At 29.4% G+C, this 20,123-nt stretch carries 19 protein-coding genes and 1 pseudogene; 6 read left to right on the forward strand and 14 right to left on the reverse strand.

Annotation, left to right across the window (positions count from 1 at the left end):
* The first annotated feature begins 32 nt into the window (after window positions 1–32).
* The 3 genes from ACREVX_RS11410 to ACREVX_RS11420 all read left to right on the forward strand — a co-directional run bounded on the left by ACREVX_RS11410 (window position 33) and on the right by ACREVX_RS11420 (window position 2,493).
* Window positions 33–1,109, forward strand: a complete 1,077-nt coding sequence (locus ACREVX_RS11410; RefSeq protein ID WP_431544305.1) for a polyamine ABC transporter substrate-binding protein — start codon at window positions 33–35, stop codon at window positions 1,107–1,109.
* A 65-nt stretch (window positions 1,110–1,174) separates the two neighbouring features.
* Window positions 1,175–1,372 (forward strand): hypothetical protein, encoded by a 198-nt coding sequence (locus ACREVX_RS11415; protein WP_431544306.1) that lies wholly within the window; start codon window positions 1,175–1,177, stop codon window positions 1,370–1,372.
* Window positions 1,373–1,485: 113 nt separating this feature from the next.
* Window positions 1,486–2,493, forward strand: coding sequence for a DUF7309 domain-containing protein (locus tag ACREVX_RS11420; RefSeq protein ID WP_431544307.1), 1,008 nt, complete (start codon window positions 1,486–1,488; stop codon window positions 2,491–2,493).
* A gap of 303 nt (window positions 2,494–2,796) precedes the next feature.
* Here the strand turns inward: ACREVX_RS11420 and ACREVX_RS11425 are convergent, their stop codons facing one another.
* The 7 genes from ACREVX_RS11425 to ACREVX_RS11455 form a co-directional block, all read right to left on the reverse strand.
* Window positions 2,797–3,726: a DUF4349 domain-containing protein gene (locus tag ACREVX_RS11425; RefSeq protein ID WP_431544308.1), complete on the reverse strand. Its 930-nt coding sequence runs from the start codon at window positions 3,724–3,726 to the stop codon at window positions 2,797–2,799.
* A gap of 76 nt (window positions 3,727–3,802) precedes the next feature.
* On the reverse strand, window positions 3,803–4,108 hold the full coding sequence (locus tag ACREVX_RS11430; protein WP_431544309.1) for a nucleotidyltransferase domain-containing protein: 306 nt from the start codon (window positions 4,106–4,108) through the stop codon (window positions 3,803–3,805).
* A 1-nt stretch (window position 4,109) separates the two neighbouring features.
* Window positions 4,110–4,511, reverse strand: a complete 402-nt coding sequence (locus ACREVX_RS11435) for a nucleotidyltransferase substrate binding protein (RefSeq protein WP_431544310.1) — start codon at window positions 4,509–4,511, stop codon at window positions 4,110–4,112.
* Between the two features lie 240 nt (window positions 4,512–4,751).
* Window positions 4,752–4,856, reverse strand: coding sequence for a DUF5670 family protein (locus ACREVX_RS11440; protein WP_431544311.1), 105 nt, complete (start codon window positions 4,854–4,856; stop codon window positions 4,752–4,754).
* 370 nt (window positions 4,857–5,226) lie between these two features.
* Window positions 5,227–7,389 (reverse strand): DNA topoisomerase III, encoded by a 2,163-nt coding sequence (locus ACREVX_RS11445; protein ID WP_431544312.1) that lies wholly within the window; start codon window positions 7,387–7,389, stop codon window positions 5,227–5,229.
* Window positions 7,390–7,654: 265 nt separating this feature from the next.
* Window positions 7,655–8,614 (reverse strand): rhodanese-like domain-containing protein, encoded by a 960-nt coding sequence (locus tag ACREVX_RS11450; protein WP_431544313.1) that lies wholly within the window; start codon window positions 8,612–8,614, stop codon window positions 7,655–7,657.
* 202 nt (window positions 8,615–8,816) lie between these two features.
* A complete protein-coding gene (locus ACREVX_RS11455; RefSeq protein WP_431544314.1) occupies window positions 8,817–9,731 on the reverse strand; it encodes a sulfurtransferase in 915 nt (304 codons plus the stop codon).
* A 1,362-nt stretch (window positions 9,732–11,093) separates the two neighbouring features.
* On the opposite strand from ACREVX_RS11455, the gene ACREVX_RS11465 reads away from it, so the two are divergent.
* Window positions 11,094–11,555, forward strand: coding sequence for a hypothetical protein (locus tag ACREVX_RS11465; protein ID WP_431544327.1), 462 nt, complete (start codon window positions 11,094–11,096; stop codon window positions 11,553–11,555).
* Between the two features lie 33 nt (window positions 11,556–11,588).
* Here ACREVX_RS11465 and ACREVX_RS11470 read toward each other — a convergent pair whose 3' ends face one another.
* Genes ACREVX_RS11470 through rffA form a run of 6 tightly spaced genes read right to left on the reverse strand, consistent with a single transcriptional unit; the run spans window position 11,589 to window position 17,296 of the window.
* Window positions 11,589–12,338, reverse strand: a complete 750-nt coding sequence (locus ACREVX_RS11470) for an ABC transporter ATP-binding protein (RefSeq protein WP_431544315.1) — start codon at window positions 12,336–12,338, stop codon at window positions 11,589–11,591.
* Entirely contained in the window at window positions 12,335–13,108 is a 774-nt protein-coding gene (locus ACREVX_RS11475) for an ABC transporter permease (protein ID WP_431544316.1), read from the reverse strand. Before ACREVX_RS11475 ends, ACREVX_RS11470 begins: the two co-directional genes overlap by 4 nt.
* Window positions 13,098–14,084, reverse strand: a complete 987-nt coding sequence (locus ACREVX_RS11480; protein WP_431544317.1) for an ABC transporter substrate-binding protein — start codon at window positions 14,082–14,084, stop codon at window positions 13,098–13,100. Before ACREVX_RS11480 ends, ACREVX_RS11475 begins: the two co-directional genes overlap by 11 nt.
* A 42-nt stretch (window positions 14,085–14,126) precedes the next feature.
* On the reverse strand, window positions 14,127–15,356 hold the full coding sequence (locus tag ACREVX_RS11485) for an ATP-grasp domain-containing protein (protein WP_431544318.1): 1,230 nt from the start codon (window positions 15,354–15,356) through the stop codon (window positions 14,127–14,129).
* 54 nt (window positions 15,357–15,410) lie between these two features.
* A complete protein-coding gene (locus ACREVX_RS11490) occupies window positions 15,411–16,151 on the reverse strand; it encodes a glycosyltransferase family 2 protein (RefSeq protein WP_431544319.1) in 741 nt (246 codons plus the stop codon).
* Window positions 16,151–17,296, reverse strand: coding sequence for a dTDP-4-amino-4,6-dideoxygalactose transaminase (gene rffA / locus ACREVX_RS11495; RefSeq protein ID WP_431544320.1), 1,146 nt, complete (start codon window positions 17,294–17,296; stop codon window positions 16,151–16,153). The genes ACREVX_RS11490 and rffA overlap by 1 nt, the downstream gene beginning before the upstream one ends.
* 131 nt (window positions 17,297–17,427) lie before the next feature.
* Between rffA and ACREVX_RS11500 the strand changes: the two genes are divergently transcribed.
* Window positions 17,428–17,646 (forward strand): sulfurtransferase TusA family protein, encoded by a 219-nt coding sequence (locus ACREVX_RS11500; RefSeq protein ID WP_431544321.1) that lies wholly within the window; start codon window positions 17,428–17,430, stop codon window positions 17,644–17,646.
* On the opposite strand, the gene ACREVX_RS11505 is transcribed toward ACREVX_RS11500, so the two are convergent.
* Window positions 17,643–18,539: a LysR family transcriptional regulator gene (locus ACREVX_RS11505; RefSeq protein WP_431544322.1), complete on the reverse strand. Its 897-nt coding sequence runs from the start codon at window positions 18,537–18,539 to the stop codon at window positions 17,643–17,645. The two genes, ACREVX_RS11500 and ACREVX_RS11505, sit on opposite strands and share 4 nt — an antisense overlap.
* Window positions 18,540–18,925: 386 nt before the next feature.
* Here ACREVX_RS11505 and ACREVX_RS11510 point away from each other — a divergent pair.
* Window positions 18,926–19,969: pseudogene (locus ACREVX_RS11510) on the forward strand (YeeE/YedE family protein).
* Window positions 19,970–20,123: the final 154 nt, after the last annotated feature.

The raw sequence follows: 20,123 nt of genomic DNA on the forward strand, positions 1-20,123 counted from the left end.
TTTACACTTATAAAAAAATTAGGGGGATTTATATGTTAAAAAAACGATTTAAAGCACTAATTATTTTACTCACCGTCTCAATTATGGGCTCAACACTTGTTGGTTGCTCAAAATCAAATACGGCAAAGACTAATACTGAAAAAATAGTTAATATTTATACTTGGGCAAATTATGTTCCTGATACTGTTGTTAAAAGCTTTGAAAAAAGCACAGGAATCAAGGTTAATTATAGCAACTTCTCAACAAACGAAGAGATGTTTGCAAAACTACAAGCATCTAAAGGTGGCCAATATGATGTAGTCATTTGCTCAGATTATATGGTTCAAATTATGGCAAAACAGACAAATGTATTACTCAAACCTATGGATACATCTGCAATTACTAATTATAAGAATTTAGATAAGGCTTATTTAAATCAATATTACGATAAGACTAATAAATATTCAGTGCCTTACTCACTAGGAAGCCAAATGATAGTTTATAACCCTGATAAAGTGAAAATAGATATTAAAGGAATAAGCGATTTATGGGACCCATCTTTAAAAGGTTCAGTAGTTTTATTAGAAGACTCAAGATCTGTTATAGGAATGGCATTAACAAAACTTGGTTACAGCATCAATGAAACGGATCCAGCAAAACTTGCCCAGGCTAAAGCAGAACTCAAAACATTAAGACCTAACGTTAAAGTGTTTGATGCTGATACACCAATGACTAGCTTAATTAATGGAGATACAAATATAGGAGTTATGTGGGGATCACAAGCATCAGCAGCACTTAAAGGAAATCCAAAGTTTAAAATTGTTTATCCGAAAGAAGGTATGCAATTTGGAACAGATAATTTAGTAATACCTGTAAAAGCACCACATCAGGAAAATGCCCAAAAATTTATAAACTATGTACTTGATGGTAAAATAAGTAGTGAAGTTACAACTAGTATAGAATATATTAATGTCACTACAGCAGCTAAAGAATTTATGCCACAATCAGTTCTTGATAACAAAGCTATTTATGTTCCTAATGAAGAATTCACTAAAGCTAAACATTTAGAGGATGCTGGTAGTGCATCTAAAGATTATGATTTAATTTGGTCAGAATTTAAACAACAATAAAATAACCTATTAGATAGAACTTTGACTTAAAACAAATAAACGTGTTGCCTAAACTTAGTGGCTTCATGTTTATTTGTATAGTTACATATAATATTCTTCTAAATATTAAACTTGAATTTATAAACATAGAGGATAATCATTTAACTCGTCCTGAATTTCATCATTTACTATCATTTTTGTATACCGCACTAGAAAATGATACACCAATTGCATTTCTCAATCTAGATAATGGAGATGAAAAAGGAATTTCTATAGTTATATAATTAAAGAAAGAGGTGTATAAATGTTTAATTATATAACAATAGAGGATTATAATTTGTTAAATGTTAATGATAGTTTGTATGTAAATTTCAATTATTGAGAGGATTGATCAATTATGAGAAAAGAAGCAAGTTTAGATCAATGGAGATTGCTATATGATGTAGCAATTAAATTAAAAAAGTTAAAACCATGGAATGATTTATGGGATGTAGATTTGACTAAAATATTACTTCCGGAATACGAGGAACCTTTTTTCTGTAGTGTTATGGGTAAGGCTGGAGATTGTATCGCTATTGGAGTTTATGAAGGATGTGATGCAATAAATGGCTTCTACCATATTATTAAAAACCAACAAATTTCTTCACCACAATGTATCCGATATCAAAACAATTTAATGTGCTATTTTGGATACCGTGATGAATTGACAAGCAAAGAGCTAAAGATCATTAAGAATTTAGGCTTGAAATTTAGAGGTAAAGATGAATGGATTTATTTTAGATCCTTTGAAACTGGATATGTACCGTACATTTTAGACGAACTCCAGGTAGTTCAACTTACATATGTATTCCAGCAGCTTTACATAGCATTAAGGTATCTTATTGAAGGTAAAACAAAAGTAAACTTTGAGAATGGAAATATTTTATGTAGAAACTATGACACTGAGTTACAATTATGGCTGACTTATGAATCTTCCGAAAATATTCCTCAAAGAATTCGTATGAATTTAGTTATAAACGACGAATTATTGCTGGCAAGATTAAGTAAACTTAAGACTACCAATAATGAAATTGAACTAGATACTTTGTATTTAAATATTATAGTTAACGATAAAGAATTCGAAAAACCTATCTTAGGTAATTTGTTAATTATTGCAGACCATAAGACTGGCCTACTTATTGATCAGACCACATTATCTCCTAAAGATGAAATTGTTCAAAATATTTTCGGTATTTTCATTAATTATTTGATGCAATATGGCAAACCAAAAACAGTTTATATCAGAGATGAATACATTGAAGATTACTTAGTGGATTTATGTGAAAAATATAGAATTTCCCTTAAAATAAAAGGAAAGTTAAAGGCAATTGATGAGTTTGAAAAATCATATTTGAGGAGATATTAACATAATGTCTAAACATAGAAAACCTAAAAAAAGTATATATTACTATTAATGCATTCACTTCGCTAAGAACTACTAATTTTATTTTTAATTACTCTGCTAAAAAATATAAACTCGCTGTCGCTCAAACATATATTTTTCTAAACGCAGCCTAATTAAAAATAAAATAAGAAGTTCTAAAGCTCGCTTCAATGCATTATACATAATATATACTTTTTTTGCGTGTAAAAATATTTGTTAGCAACACTACTCTCAACTATAAAAAAGTTATCCACGTTTCCCGCAAACTATTTCCTATATCTAATTTTATTTCTTTATGTGTATATAAACATACCTAATTATTAAAAATAATATTGATAAAACAACTGCATAAGGTAATAATACAAATACAATTACAACAAATTCTTTAGTAAAATCGATTAATGATTTAATTGATGAAGTAAATCCATTTGCAATTTTATCTCCATAGGAAACTGAACTTTCTTTTATTTTATGAACCTCTGATATCTGTATATTCAATGTGCAATAATCTATTAAATTATCCCATTTTTTAAGACTTCCTGATAAACTTTCGATCTGATATCTAACGTCAGTTAACTCCTTCTCTAAGGCTATTATGTCTTTAAGTTCACCAGTTTTCTCTAAAAGTACTAGCAGTCTTTCCTCTTGAATATTTAATGATTTTAAATGTGCCTGCGTATCAAAGTATGTTGCTGTTACATCGTCACTTGTAATTTTCTGATTTGTAATACTTCCTAGGCTTCCAATATCTGATATGAAACTATCAAATTTAGTCTTAGGAATTCTTAATACAAACTCACCTGTTCTACTTTCCTCATCTGTCTTTGACTTTACTGCAATGCTGCTACCTGTAACATTAGAACTTTGAACATATCCCCCAACACTAGTAGTTTTGCTTAAAATTTTCTTTAATGCATCATCAAAGCTTATTGTTTCCATCTGTATACTTCCATTTCTTATTATCTTGCCTTGTCCGTCTAAAGAACTAGTCAAAGCATCCTTTGGTTTCTCCTCTGGCTTAGAATCACCTTTTGGCACATTACCAGTTACACCCTCAGTACCACTTCCACTTAACCCACCATTATCATTTGAAATAGCTACATTAGACTTGCTTTCACTTACTGAATTTTTCTTACTAGAACATCCCACAACAAGAACACTAACTACGGTTGTTAATATTAGAATTATAAGTATACCTTTACATTTGCTTTTCAATATATATCCCCCCCGAACAGTTGATGTAACCATTGATAATTAATCAGTCATAATAACTAAGGATGTCAACTTAATATTACGTTTTTTCAAATAGAATCTTTCCCTTGTCATCTATATGCTTCTTAAGATTATCATTTAATATATTTTCATATTGAAGTATATCAAAAAAATAGGGTAATGGGCTAACTTCATTTAATACATCATTCAACTTAAAAAGATCTTCTGTTGATATGTTTTTCCCAAAAATAGCTATATCTACGTCTGAGCCCTTTTTATAATTCCCCATAGCCCTACTTCCAAATACTATTGCCTTTTCTATAGTTCCAAATTTTGATATTGTATCTTTAATATACTCAATATCTGTATGCAATAATCCAAACATACTATAATTCCTCCGATAATTTTTCATACATCTTTTTAAGTTCTGGTAAATATATTTCCACTATTTCTTTTGCCATCTTAGAAGCTAACGCTTCATCATAAGTATGTGTAGCTAGATTTCTATTGGCTAATGCGTCTATCCATACATGACCATTATCTATTAACCCAATTTGAAAAGCTTGCTTAATTGTCTCTCTCGGACTTTTTACAACATAACCTTCAACCTCTAAATAATCTTTTAATACCTTCCAAGCTAATTCAAATGTCATTTCAAAAAATTGAATTATACCTGCTTTTTCTAATTCTGAAGTTATTTCTTGTTTTGAATATTTTGCCATCAGCTTGTATGATCTATCAAAATTTTCAAATCGTTGTTTCCATCTTATATTTTTTAAATTATCCATAAATACACCTCTTATCTTTACAACATTATAACCTATCTATACATGTTTAATCTACAAAATATTTTAATAATTAACTATAATCATCTTATGGATTACATTACACTGTTAATCTAATATTTATAGCTTATAAAATAACAAATTAATTAAACAAAGGATCAGATTTTTAGTAAAATAAAAAACATCACAATTAATAAAATTGTGATGTTTAATTAGAATTCAAATATTAAATCGACAAATTAGTTAATGTCGTCCTTTTCCCGTTACTAAATCAAATACAAAGATTATTACAGCAATTACAATTAATATGTGAATCATACCTCCACCAATCTGAAGTGCAAATCCCATATATATCGACCTCGTTTAATGTTAATTTTTATGTATAAATCACTTTACTTAAACGTTATTTAAATCAATGTTTATAGCAACTAATAATATCTAAAAAATACCAAGAACTTTTAATATTATAATTACTACAACAATACCGCCAATTAATGCTAACATATAATCCACGCCCCTTTATATTTCGATTATAGTATATGTACATCTGTATAATTTCAAGTATACCATAGTAATAAAATAAAGTATATTGTAATATTTTGTTTAACGTTGTCTTATATTGAAATTTAAACGATTTTAATGTCTAAATAAAAATATCCTTTTGAGTGCCTTAATACAGGCTCTATTTTAGAGGAAATACTTCACATACTGTTTTTTACTATTTTAAATTAAGCTTAGCAAATGCCTCTGCCATTGCAGAATTACCAGTTGGTTCATCTTCTTTATTCTGCTGATTCAAGAATTTACTAACATCTTTTTTACCTAAAGCACTTTTTTCCTTATCGCGGCGTTTATTAAATGCAGAAAGTTTTTCTCTGTAGCCGCAACCACAAGTGAAAATTTTATTATCCCCGTCTCCTCTTATCTCCATTTTCTTGTGACAAGTAGGGCAACGCGCATTAGAAACTTGTGATACACCTTTACGATATCCACATTCCCTATCTGGGCATACTAGCATCTTCCCTCTTTTACCATTAACTTCAAGAAGATATTTACTACACTCAGGGCATTTCATTCTTGTAGCGTTGTCATGCTTATATACTTCTCCAGAAGCTGCAACGTTTTTTACAAGTTTTACTGCATATTCCCTCATATCTTTTACAAAATTCATGGAATTAGCTTTTCCTTTACCTATAAGCTGAAGTTGTTTTTCCCACTTAGCAGTAAGTTCTGGCGATTTTAATTCCTGTGGAACTAAACCTATTAGCTGTATTCCTTTTGAGGTTGGAAATATATCTTTGCCTCTTCTCTCCATATAGAAAATATTAAATAATTTTTCAATTACATCTGCCCTTGTAGCTGATGTTCCGAGGCCTGAAGTATTATCCAAAGCTTCTCTTAAACTCTCATCTTGTATATCTTTTCCTGGATGCTCCATAGCTGTAAGCAGCGTTGCTTCATTATATCTAGCTGGTGGCTTTGTTTTCTCATTCACAGATTTAACTAAAGTAAGTTTAACTGCTTCACCTTTTTTTATTTCTGGAAGTGATTGATCTTTGTCTTCGCTCGCCTCTGAACTGCTTATTTCTTTCCAGCCCTTTAACTTAACTATTTTTCCTTTTGCAGAAAAACTTTCACCTTTAACATTTATTTTCACAGTAGTTTGCTCATACTCAAAAGCTGGGCTTAGAACTTCTAAAAATCTTTTTATAACTAAGTCATAAATACTCTTTTCTTCTTTGTTTAGTCTTGATAAATCTACATGCTCCTCAGTAGGAATTATAGCATGATGATCCGATACCTTATTATTATCCACAAGTCTATTTGTAGTATGTATTCTACCCTTTATTATGCTTCTAGCTGCTTTCTCATATGGTCCTATAGCAATGCTCTTTAACCTATCAATTAACGTTGGTACAATATCTGTAGTAATATGCCTAGAATCTGTTCTTGGATAAGAGAGTATCTTATGCGTTTCATATAATTTCTGCATTATATTAAGAGTTTGTTTTGCTGAAAACCCAAATTTTCTATTTGCATCTCTTTGAAGCTCAGTTAAATCATACGCAAGTGGAGGCAATTCTTTTTTAGATGCTTTACTTAGCTCTACAACAGTGCCCATTTGATTATTTACCCTGTTCACTACATCTTCTGCCTTTGACTTGTCAAATGTACGTGAGTCTCCGTTTTTACTTGACCAATGAACTGTAAAATTATTTACCTTACCATTTACCGTCCAGTAGTCTTTTCCAATGAATCTTTTTATTTCATTTTCTCTATCAACAATAAGCGCTAAGGTCGGTGTCTGTACTCTTCCTGCTGATAATTGAGCATTATATTTACAAGTTAATGCCCTAGTTACGTTTAGACCTATAAGCCAATCGGCCTCTGCTCTTGATTGCGCTGCCCAAAATAGATTTTCATAATCTCTTCCTGGTTTAAGGTTTGCAAAGCCTTCCTTTATAGCCTTTTCAGTTTGCGATGATATCCATAACCTCTTTACAGGCTTTTTAAATCCTGCCTTTTGAATTATCCAACGTGCTACTAGTTCTCCTTCACGCCCTGCGTCTGTAGCAATAACTAGCTCATCTACATCTGATTTCTTAAGTAGTTCACGTACAATTTTATATTGCTTTGCCGTCTCCTTAATAACCACCAGTTTTAAATCCTTTGGTAGCATAGGAAGATCTTCCATTTTCCAGCTTTTATATTTTACATCATAGTCCTCAGGACCAGCAAGTGTTACTAAATGCCCAAGCGCCCAAGTTACAATATATTTTGATCCCATCAAATACCCATTTCCACCTTGAGTACAATTTAATACTTTTGCTAGCTCACGCCCTACTGATGGTTTTTCTGCAAGCACCAATGTTTTTCCCATATATAAAACTTCCTCTCATATGTACTATAATTTACTGAGTTTTACTCAGTTTTCTTACTATTGTATATGTATTTATTCTGTTATATTATTTGTATGATTTTATATCGTCACATTCTTATTATAACTACTTTATACCTAACATTCAATTTTTGTTCGCTTAATATAATATAAATTAAAATTAATCCATTTGTAAAAAATAATAAATCAACTAATAAAAAAAGCCTCTAATATATAAAATATTATATATTAGAGGCTTTTATTAATATTATTTTTCTACAGCAAATCCTTTATTAGCCCATCCAGAGGGAGCATTTGCTGCTGTGCCCATACCACCATTAAGTGATACTGCATCATATCCTAACATTTTTAGTCCAGCAACTGTTTGACCTGCTGTTTGTCCAGTATAACAATAAACTACAATTTTCTTATCTTTTGGTAATGTACTAAATTTTTCTTGCATTCCTTTTCCCCAAGCAACATTTGTTGATCCTGCAATATGTCCTTTTGCAAAATCTTCAGCACTTCTTACAGAAAGGAATACTACACCACTATCTTTTGCATCTACTAATTTTTTAGCATCAGCTTCACTTATTTTATAGTTTTTAAAAGTTGTATCTTTAACATCATCTAAGCCTTTATAATAATTTTCTATAACAGTCTTAATTTCAGGTTTTATTTCTACAGAATCCACTGTAGCAAAATCATTTACTTTAGTTTCGGTAACATCTTTTACTCCATCAACTTTAGATATTCCTAAATCCCATCCTAAGTTTACTGACCTTGCATCAAATCCTGCCATATTTAATAGTGCTACTGTTTGTCCTGCTGTTTGTCCTGAATAACAGTAGACCATTATTGTTTTTCCCTTTGGTAATTTATCAAGATTATCACTTATTGCTGTTCCCCAAGCGGCATTTACAGCACCTTTAATATGTCCTTGTGCATATACATCTGCTTGTCTTATATCTAAAATAAACATATCCTTATTTGCTTTTACATCTTCAACAAAAGTTTTTTCAGAAATTTTATAATTATCCTCGGGCATATTTGCAAAATATCCATTAGCTGCTTCTTCAACCACATCTATTTTTGCTACGGTATCAGTAGTTTCTGTTTTAGCAGCATTGTCTGTAGTCTTTGTAGTAGTATCACTAGTTGCACAACCTGCTAATGCAGCTACAATTGTTAAAGCTAATAAACTTGTTAAAATCTTATTTTTTTTCATATTTACGTTTTCCCCCTTAATTTTAAATCGTTATTTTATTAACAATTTCATTATACCAATAAAACGTAAGCATTAGTTTATGGAATTTGTTATACTGCATTAAAAAAAGTTATATGTATATAAACGTTATACATATATCTTATAACTAAAAAATAGTTAGACACTTCTTCAGTATCTAACTATTTTTATATTTTAACTACTTTTATGAAGCATCTTGTGATTTTGTTGGTGCTGGTGCATCTTTACTAGTTTTTTGAACGGGCAATGAGCTATGAGATGACCACTCTACCCAAGCTCCATCATATAATTTAAGATTTCTATATCCGGCATTATATAATGTCAAATATGTTTGAGCTGCCCTAAATGATGTTCTACAATACAATATTACATTATTTTTAGCCTTTATGTTATTCTCAATATATTGAATTTTTATGACTTCAACTGGTTTAATTGTTCCATTACTATAATCATTATCCAAATAATTCAAAAGCACTGATCCTGGAATTGTTCCTGCTTCATATTCTTCTTTAGTCCGAGTATCAAGTAATATGGTATTCTTATCTGGACTAGTAACTTGAGCTTCTACATCATCAATTGAAGCAATCATGTCCGCATCTTTATCTTTAGCCACATATTCTGTAGTCTTAATCTCTGGTACTTCAGTTGTGATTTCTGCACCGGCTTCTTTAAGTGCTGCAAGTCCACCACTAACTACCTTAACATTTTCATGCCCATAAACTTTTAAAGTCCACCATACTCTAGAAGCATCCACATTATTATTGGTATCATATAATAATACTGTTGTGGTATTTGAAATTCCGAGTCCACTCATTACTTTTTCTATTTGCTCTTTTGGTGCTAACATATTAATAACTGGCACATTAGTTACAACATCACTCATATCAATTTTAACTGCACCCTTAACATGTTCTTTATCATATACCGCTTTGTCTGGTACTTGAGCAGCAACTATTACTACATCTTCTTTTTTTAATGATTCTACAGCCTTATTTGCACTAATAATCTCATTACCCGAGTTACTAGTTCCACATCCCACTGCCAAAATTCCTAAGGATAAAAGCATAGCCACTGATAGTATTCTACATAAAAATTTCATTGTTTTCTCCCCCATTCTTTTTTATCTATATAAATCCTGTTAATTAAAAACTAAAACCACTTGTTAAATAATATACACATCCTATTTATTATACTTTAAATGTTTTCAAATTTGGTATAATACTTTTTAATATTGTATTTAATTATTGGATATGCAATTAATTAATATTCTCACTTATCCATATGGTATAATTTATAAACACTGTATATTTATCTGCTAGTCATAGCCATCTAAAAAAATATTTCTTATATTGAGGTGAATAATTTGGAATCTATAAAAAAAGCTTTTATTAATAACAAAAAATTATTTATATTATTAACAATTTATTTTATTACAAATCTTATATTTTTGACTAATTTCCCTTTTATTCATTCAGATGAATCTTGGCTTAGTGGTTTGTCAAGAAATATTCTAGAAACTAAAAATTTCTCATCAACTGAGACATTTTTTGATTTATATAAGCGAAATCCTCATGCAATAAAAATAATTTATCATAGTATCCAAATAATGTTTATTGAATTGGTAAACTATAATATATTTAGTGTTAGATTAATTTCCTTAGTTTTTGGTTGTTTAACTTTATATTATTTTTATAAGTTGTGTTATAAAATTTTTAATTCTTTAATAAATTCCACCATAGCTTCCATATTTTTAGCAATAGACGTTCAGTTTATATATGCTTCTCACTTTGCAAGGCAAGAAATTATTATATTATTTCTTTTCATTTTTGGTTTACATTTCTTTTATAAAAATATTAATATTCATCACATCTATCACGATCTACTTATAGGCTGTATTATTGGGATAAGCATCGGTGTACACCCTAATAGTTTTATAATATCATTACCCTTTATATCTATTTATTTGTATCATGTACTATTTACTAAAAAGTTAAAATGGACTAATCTTATTACTTATTGTTTTATGCTTTTAGTTTTTGGTGGAATTTTTGTACTATTAAGCTTATCTTTTGACCCCAATTTTTTTCATAATTACCTTAACTATGGAAAACAATTCGGAGTAAAATATTCACTTTTTGATAAATTAAAACAATTCAATTATTTTTATGAAAAGCTCTATTACAAAATAAGTGGCACATATTATATGCCTAATATTAAATTGCAATTTTTTATTTTTATGTCTTCTTTCATACTCACTATATTAAAATTATTTATTACAAAAGATAAAATAAGGAGCCAACAAATTATTTGTATTCTTCTATCCATAATCTTTTTAAATATAGGTATTATAATAATTGGTAGGTACAATCAAACAAGCATTATTTTTGAGTTTCCTCTGTTTTATATTTTAATAACATATTTAATAGAAAATTCACTAAAATATTATAAATATATTGTCATTTTGATATTATTTGTATTTATAACATCAAATACGGTCATTAATATCTATCCTTTTATAAATAATGATTATAACAATTACCTATTTAATATATCAAAAACTGTAAAAAAAGATGATGTGGTTTTAGCTAATTTAAATTCTGATTTTTATTTTAATAATAGTAAACTACATGACTATAGAAATTTAGCATTTTTAAAAGAAAATAATATGAACTTTAAAGACTATATTTATAAGTATAATATTAAGTATATCATCTACCCTGAGGAAATGGATGTTATTTATAATGAAAGTCCTAAATGGGATGCTTTATATGGTAATCTTAGCTATTATAATGAAATGAAAAGTTTTTTAGAAAATAATTGTACATTGGTTAATGAATTTAATAATAAAACTTACGGCATTCGAATATCTAGATACATAAATGAAAAAGATTGGTTTGTAAAAATATACAAAGTAAAATACTAATATTTAGAGATATTAATCCCAGCTGTTGTTACTTTATTCCTTTATTAAATTATATATTTCTTCATGCATATTAAAAATTTCCTGAAGGTTTTCTTCTCTTGGAAAAGGTATATCATTATTAATTATTTTTTTAATGTTGTTAGGATTTTTTTCCATTACTATAATGCGGTTTGAAAGTAAAATAGCTTCATCAATATCATGAGTTACAAAAATTATAGTTACATTAAAACTCTTATGCACGGATAAAAGAATATGTTGAAGTTCCTCTCTCGCTAAAGCATCTAAACTACCAAAGGGTTCATCCATCAGTAATATTTTAGGTTTTATTACAAGTGCTCTAATAAGAGCTACCCTTTGCTTCATCCCCCCAGAAAGCTGGTGAGGATAGTACTCACAAAAATTTTCTAATTTAACCAAAGTTAAATATTCTTTGGCAATATTCTCTCTTTCCTTTTTAGAATTACCTATTTTACTCACTTTTAAAGGAAACACTACATTCTGTAACACCGTTTTCCAAGGAAATAGTTGATCAAAATCTTGAAATACCATAATTCTGTTTATTTCTGGTTTTGAAACCTCATATCCATTTAAAGTAATAGACCCAGTATCTATGCTCTCAAAACCTGCTATTTCCTTTAGCAGCGTAGATTTACCACATCCTGAGGGTCCTAGCACACATATAAACTCACCTTCATTAACACTAAAGCTTAAATCTTTATGTACCTCTAATTTTTTATCATTTTGAATAAAGCTTTTCGTCAATTTTTTTACTTCAAGAATCATATTGTCATTCCCCATTTTTTTATAGTTATTTTTTCTAACTTATTAAAAATCAAGCCCTCAGCTGTCATTCCAATTACAACTATAATGATTAACCCTGCAAATATCCCAGCTGTATTCATAAAAACTCTATTTTCAAATATAAAATAACCTAACCCGCCCTTTCCTCCAGCTGCTCCAAAAATCATTTCTGCACCTATAAGAGCCCTCCAGGATCTTGCCCAGGATATTCTCATACCAGTTAAAAAATAAGGCATGGATGCTGGAATCATTATGTACCATATTATTTCAATGGAATTAAGTCCATAATTATTTCCCACTTGTTTATATATTTTAGGAATAGCTTTAAAACCAGTAAGTAAATTCAAAACCAATGGCCAAACTACAGAGTGAACAATAATAAAAATAATAGATATCTCCCCCGCCCCAAACCATAATATAATTAAAGGTAATAAAGCAATCCCCGGAAGTGGATTTGCAATACTTACTAATGTTTCTATAAGTGCACTAAATGGTTTAAATAACATAGACATTGATGATAAAATAACAGCCAAAATTAAACCTATGCACAAGCCTTTGAATATTAACTCTAATGAATATATAGTTTGGTATATAAGCTCTCCACTAACTATTGAATTATATAAAGAGATTAATATTTCTTCAATTGATGGAAAAATAAGCTTAGAAAAATCCCCTGTCATATAGATAATTTGCCATATGAAAATTAATATAGCAATCCAAAATATTTTACTATTTAATATCCTACTTTTCATTTTTTACATCTTCCCACATTGTGTCACTTTTATCACTATAATCTTTTAAAATATAATCATTTCGTTTCATAAATTTTACAAACTTATCTACTCCTCTAACTTCCTCCGTATATACCATATCTTTATGAGTTATATATTCAAGAACTTCCGCTTTAGGAATTTTATAAACTTTCGCTAATATATCTGCAGATTTATCAGGATTTTTTTGCATAAATTCAATTGACTCTTTAAGAGACTTAACAAATGCTTTATATAACTCTGGCTTACTATCATGGAATTTTCTCGTTGTTACCCCTACAATAAGTGTAAAATCATCACCTATAGCCTCTTTCCCATCTAATATTTGATGAATATTCTTTTGCTTTAATTCTTTAAATAAATATGGTGGGGTTGTAAAATGCGCCGTAATATCTTTGGTTGATAGTAGTGCATTCATCCCATCTGGATGGTCCATAGTCACAAGTAAATTATCCAGTTTCTTAGCATCTCCGAATAATTTTTCACACTCCATAGCGAGTAACATATGTTGTACACTTCCTGGCTGAGGTAGTACAATCCTGTCGTCACTAGAAAAATCTTTTATTGAATTTATATTCCCTTTATTCGTAACTAGAGCTACAGGACTTTGGGATAATCCTGAAGCTATTTTCCACTCCATCCCCTTATCTAGCCCAATTAAAAAAGGAGGTATAGCCATAAATCCCGTATCTACTCCATTTGATAACATTGATTCGCGAATAGCTGCAGTATTTCCAAGTTGCTTCCAATCAATTTTAACATTAGGATAATTTTTTTCTAAAATTCTATTTTCTTTCATGATTTGAAGAGGTGCATATGCTAACCCAAATTGCTCAGCAATACTAATATTATTTTTCAAAATATTTTTTTCACTTTTAGATCCACATCCCGTTAAACCTAATATACTAATACCCAAACTTAGTATAATTATATTCCTTATAAGCAATTTCATATTCATACTATGTCCATTCTCCTATCATTTTGCTAATTTTTAAAAACACTAAAATTTAATAATCATATTATTATTATTTTCATCATATATGGCTATATTCTCAAAAGCATTATTTATATTATTATTTAAATCTTTAATGGTATTACCTTCAATAATCATATATCCAACTCTCTGAGTAGCATTAGTAATTTCTTTTACCTCATCATTAACCTTAAAATTTATTTTAGCTTGAATCACTCCAGGCAATTCTTTAACCTTATTTAAATTTCCTACAGCTTTAATATTTCCTGGTTTTGCAAAAAGTAACTGAGTTGAAAGCTTTTTGTTATTATTTTCTAATTCATATTTTCTTAGCTTAGTATAGTTTATTTTTATACCTAAAGAAAAATCAATAAGCATATCTAACATATCTATACCTGTTAAAAGAGGTATAAATTCATCCTCATACGCTCCACCTATTCTGCAGGCAATCTCATTAACTTTTATGCCCTCATTTCCAATAAGCATTTGAAAATATATAGGTCCATTATGTATTTTAAAACTTTTAACAATATTATTTGTTATTTTTATGATTTCCGTGCTATAACTTTTAAGATGTTTTGATGGAAAATCATGAGCAGTACACACCCCAATACTAGGATAATTATCATATGTCACTCTGTCAGTTACCGTAAGTACATGAGCAATGTCGTTTTCAACCCAACCACTAATGGTAATTTCATCATTTTCGTAATATTCTTCAATAAGTGCCTCCTCTTGTCTTGAATAACTAAGAACATCATCAAAACATTCTCTAATTTGCTGTATTGAATTTAATTTATAGACTCCTCTTTGCCCTTGGCTATCTAATGGCTTAATTACAACCGGAAAGTTTAAATGTTCTAACTCATGATCTTTAAAATCTTTGTTTAAAAATACAAATTTAACTGTGGGAATAGAATTTAAATCAAATATATTTTTCATCATTTTTTTATTAGTAACTGCTTTTGCTGTATCTGGATTAAGAAAACTATGTAGATTACGTGCTTTTGCTACTTTAGCTACCGTATAAACTGGTTGATCTGTACCTAGTGTTATAACCCCATCTATATCGTATTTTTGAGAAATTAGTATATTGTCTTCTATGCAAAATGTGCTAGCCAATTCACTATGATCACAATATTTTTTCCCTGGAGCATCCTCATAATAGTCTGAAACTATTACGATATGTCCCTTTTGTTTTGCAAGTAATATTGCATTTAATTGACAATTGCCTCCACCAAGTATTAATAATTTCATATATATCATCTCCTTTGGAACTGTATAATCTACCTTAGAGTAACTAATTCACCTTTATACTAACTTATCTTTTATCTTAAATTGTTCATCTTTGCTAGTAACCCTTTTAAAAATCTTATGTCCAGAATAATATACGTATAACTTAGTAAACAATTTTAAAAGCTTATAAAAATCATAGTTGGATTTACCACATCTCCGCGGATTATGATTAACAACTACATTAGCAATGTTGCTAGTTATTTTAAATGTTATTGCTGAAATATATACAAAAGAAGTTTTATCCCTTATTATTTCATTTACAATATTTTTTCTTATTATTCTAAAGCTGCTTATTCTAATGTTTTTAGGTTTTAAACATATTTTATTAAACATATAATTAGTCATTTTCGAACCCATTTTTCTATAAATGGAATGCTGTGCTTTTATAGGAATACCATAAACAACATCATATCCCTCATCTATTTTTTCCTTTAATTTATATATTTCTTCAGGAGGATGTTGCAAGTCATCGTCTAATGTAAGTATATATTCTCCTGTTGAATAATGAAATCCACACATCAAGGCATTTTGTTGACCAAAATTTCCCTCTAACTGAATTACTTTAACCCTACAATCTATATTATGTATTTTTTTCATTATTTCATAACTATTATCACAGCTTCCATCATTAACCATAATTATTTCATAAATATCGCATAGCTTCTTTAATTCTCTTGATAGCACCTCATAAAATTGTTCTAGCGAATTTTCACTATTATAAACCGGTACTACAACCGATATGCTTTTTGACATCATTATATCCCCTCTAAAATTTGTATTAATATGAGTATAACATATTTCATTTCCTCTCCACTCATTTGAGTATACATAGGTAATCTGAGCAAACAATCGCTTGTTTTTTCAGTAATAGGTAAATCTCCTAAATTATACCCAAGTTCTATACCTTTTTTAGAAGAGTGTAGTGGCATAAAATGAGTTGTAGCATAAATTCCCTTTTCTCTTAACTTACAAATTACTTTTCCTCTTATTTTTTGATTAGCAACAATCAAATAGAACAAATGATAATTAGAATCACATTCACTTGGAATATAAGTACTTTTTTCAATAATCCCTTTTTCTATATACTTAGCGATGTTTTTACTATAATAATCATTTATTATTTTTCTTTTTGCTTTAGTCTCATCTAAATCCTGAATTTGCGCATACAACAACGCCATTAAGATATCCGAAGGTGCATAGCTTGACCCTATATCTACCCAACTATATTTTTCTACCTCTCCACGTAAAAATTCATTCCTATTAGTTCCCGTTTGTCTTATAATCTCTGAGCGCTTTATTAAATCTGCATTATTAGAATTTATTGCTATAGCTCCACCTTCTCCACTAACGCAATTTTTAGTTCCATGGAAACTATAACAACCAATATGCCCTATTGTTCCAAGAAACTTATTCTTATATTTTGAGTTTACTCCTTGAGCTGCATCTTCTATAACAAATAAATTATTTTTTGTTGCTATGTCCATAATTTCATCCATATTACAGCTTACACCTCCATAGTGAACCGGTAATATAGCTTTTGTTCTATTTGTGATTTTATTTTTTATATCTATAGGATCTATATTTAGCGTACTTTCTTCTATTTCAGCAAAGACAGGTATCCCTCCACGTAACATAATTGCATTAGCAGTTGACGGAAAAGTAAATGAAGGCATTATAACTTCATCCCCTGGCCTTATGTCTATTAATATTGCTGCCATTTCCAGAGCATGTGTGGCAGAAGTAGTCATTAAAATTTTATTCACCATAAATTTTTCACGTAAAAAAGAAGTTACAAGCTTAGTATAGCACCCGTCACCACTTATGAATCCTTTTTTCATAGCATTCTCAATATATGATAACTCTTTTCCTGTATAATATATCTTATTAAAAGGTATATTCATTATTTTATCACCACTCAATTTTATAAATTATTGTTTGTAATAAAGTCATACTATTTTATATTGATATTTGTGTAACTAATAGGTTATTATATAAGTACAAGTAATCATTACATCAAAGTGAGGTTAATACTATGAATACAATAGATTGTTTAGGTGATATGTGCCCAATTCCAGTTCTTAAATTAAAAAAAGCACTAAAAAAAGCAAAACCTAATAGTCCGATAAAAATTATTACTGACCATAGCTGCGTTGCTGAATCAATAAAAACCCACTTCACGCGTAAAGATATTTCTCTTGAATTTGATGAGGTAATGAACGGTGTATGGGAAATTATCATAACTAAACTTTAGCAGAAACTATTTTTTCCTATCTTTTTAAAATATTCTATAAATCCCCTTATAGCATGATCGTTGTAAACATTTTTTTTATTTATTAGATATACCTCATAAGTCATATCTAATCCATCAATCTCGGTTTCCTTAAGCTGTTTCGAATATAACTCTTTTTTAATAGATATATAAGGTAAAAATGACATTGAATTACCATTAAGAACTAGCGATTTAACTGACTCTATGGAATCAAGGTCAAACATGATATTTAATTCATTAAAGCTATGTCCTATGGTTTTTAGATATTTATCTAGCTTTTCCTCTATTTCTAATTTATCAGCGAGCATTATTATAGAGTATTTTATTATATCCTCACCTTTAATTCGAACCGGATTATTAAGCTTAGGTGAAGAAACTAGCATAAGCCTATCTACACCAACTTTAAAATATTCTAGTGAAGTGTCCCTTGGTTTACCATAAATAAATCCAAGATCACATATATCATTTAAAACATTATCTTCTACATCACTAGAAAAGTTAGTAGTTAGTTTATAGTTATGATTTGGGAACTTCTCTTTAATACTATACATTGTACAAGGCAAAGCATAGGTTGCTATTGCATAGCATGAGTCTATTCTTATTGTGGAATTTGACTTATATAAATTGTTTAAATCTTCTACCATCTTATTATAGGTTCTTATAATATTTGCCCCGTATTTTTCAACAATTTTACCTTCGTCTGTAAGTTCTACACCTCTATTACTTCTTTCTAATAGTTTATATCCTAAACTATCCTCTAGTTTTTGTATTTGTTGGCTTAATGCAGATTGTGAAATATGAGAATTGTTAGCAACCTTTGAAATGCTTTTAAAGGTTGCTACTTGATTAAAATATTGAAAACATTCTATATGCATAATAATACCCCTCTATATTTATTGTTTATGTTATTTTTACCAAATAAAATTATTTTAGTCAATTATACCATATGTATATCATCATAAATATGTTGTGCTATAACTTATATTATATAGTATAATTACATTAAATAGTTCACTAGTCAAAATAGTGTAACAACTTCAGTTTTATAACGTTATATTTATATAGAAGTAAGGAGCGTGATTTAATGAGTAATAAAAATACTAAGAAAAGTCAAGTCCCTTTTGGCATAGGTTTATTTGTTTTTTTGATAATTTTAGGCGTTTTTCTATCTACCATATCTGCTAAACTCAGTTTATTCTGGTTAACTGGTATTAGCTTTGGATTTATACTACAAAAATCTAGATTCTGTTTTACTGCCTCCATGAGAGACCCATTTTTAACTGGTGGAACAACCTTAACAAGAGCAGTTCTTATTGCTTTAGCTATAACATCAATTGGCTTTACAGCAATTAAATATGGTGATTTTATGCGAGGACTTCCAATTTCCGGTCAAGATTATGTAGTTCCTATAAGTATAGCAACTATTATTGGTGCTTTTATATTCGGCATCGGTATGGTAATTGCCGGTGGATGTGCTTCTGGTACACTCATGCGAGTTGGTGAAGGTTTTACAATGCAAATTTTAGCTTTATTCTTTTTCATTGTTGGTTCACTATGGGGTGCACATGATTTTGAATGGTGGAACATTAATTTTATTTCAAAAGGAAAAGCAGTGTTCCTTCCAGATGTTTTAGGTTGGTTTGGAGCAATAATTATTCAACTTTTAGTAATTGCTATATTATATATACTTGCGCAAAAATGGGAAACAAAAAAACAAAATGAAGATTATTAAATAATTATTGTTGAAAATAATAATTTAGGGGGTATAACTTTGGATATAAAAAATAGTGAATTCTATAAAAAATGGTTCAAAAATGCTTGGACATATATTGTGGGCGCAGTGCTTTTATCTTTATTCCAAATAGTTACTCTGGCTACTACTGGTGAACCTTGGGGCATATCTGTTGTATTTGCAAACTGGGGTGCTTGGTTATATCAATCAGTTGGTGGAAATGTTGATAAATGGTACTATTTTAGCAGTGATGCTGCTCAATCAACTCTAAATGCTGGTTTTCTTAATGATCCTATTTCAATTAGAAATTTAGCAATAATATTGGGTGCTTTACTTGCCACATTGCTTGCCTCACAATTTAAAATAAAGAAAATCAAATCTAAAAAGCATTTGATTGCTGCTTCTTTAGGTGGACTTCTAATGGGCTATGGTGCAAGGATAGGCTTGGGTTGCAATATAGGGGCCTTTTTCAGTGGTGTTTCGTCACTATCCCTTTCAGGCTGGATATTTGGTGTGTTTTTATTCTTAGGTGCAATAGTTGGTAGTAAAATACTTGTAAAATTCTTTATGTAACCGAAAACGGATAAAATACTAACCATAAATCAAGTAGGTAGAAGTTGGAAATAAATTTCCGACTTCTTTCCTCTTACAGAACCGTACGTGCGGACCCCGCATACGGCTCCTGGCAAAACTAATAAATTATTTATTCATAATAATTTGACAAGAC

It is taken from the genome of Clostridium sp., assembly GCF_050717545.1.
GTDB lineage: Bacteria > Bacillota > Clostridia > Clostridiales > Clostridiaceae > Clostridium_AD.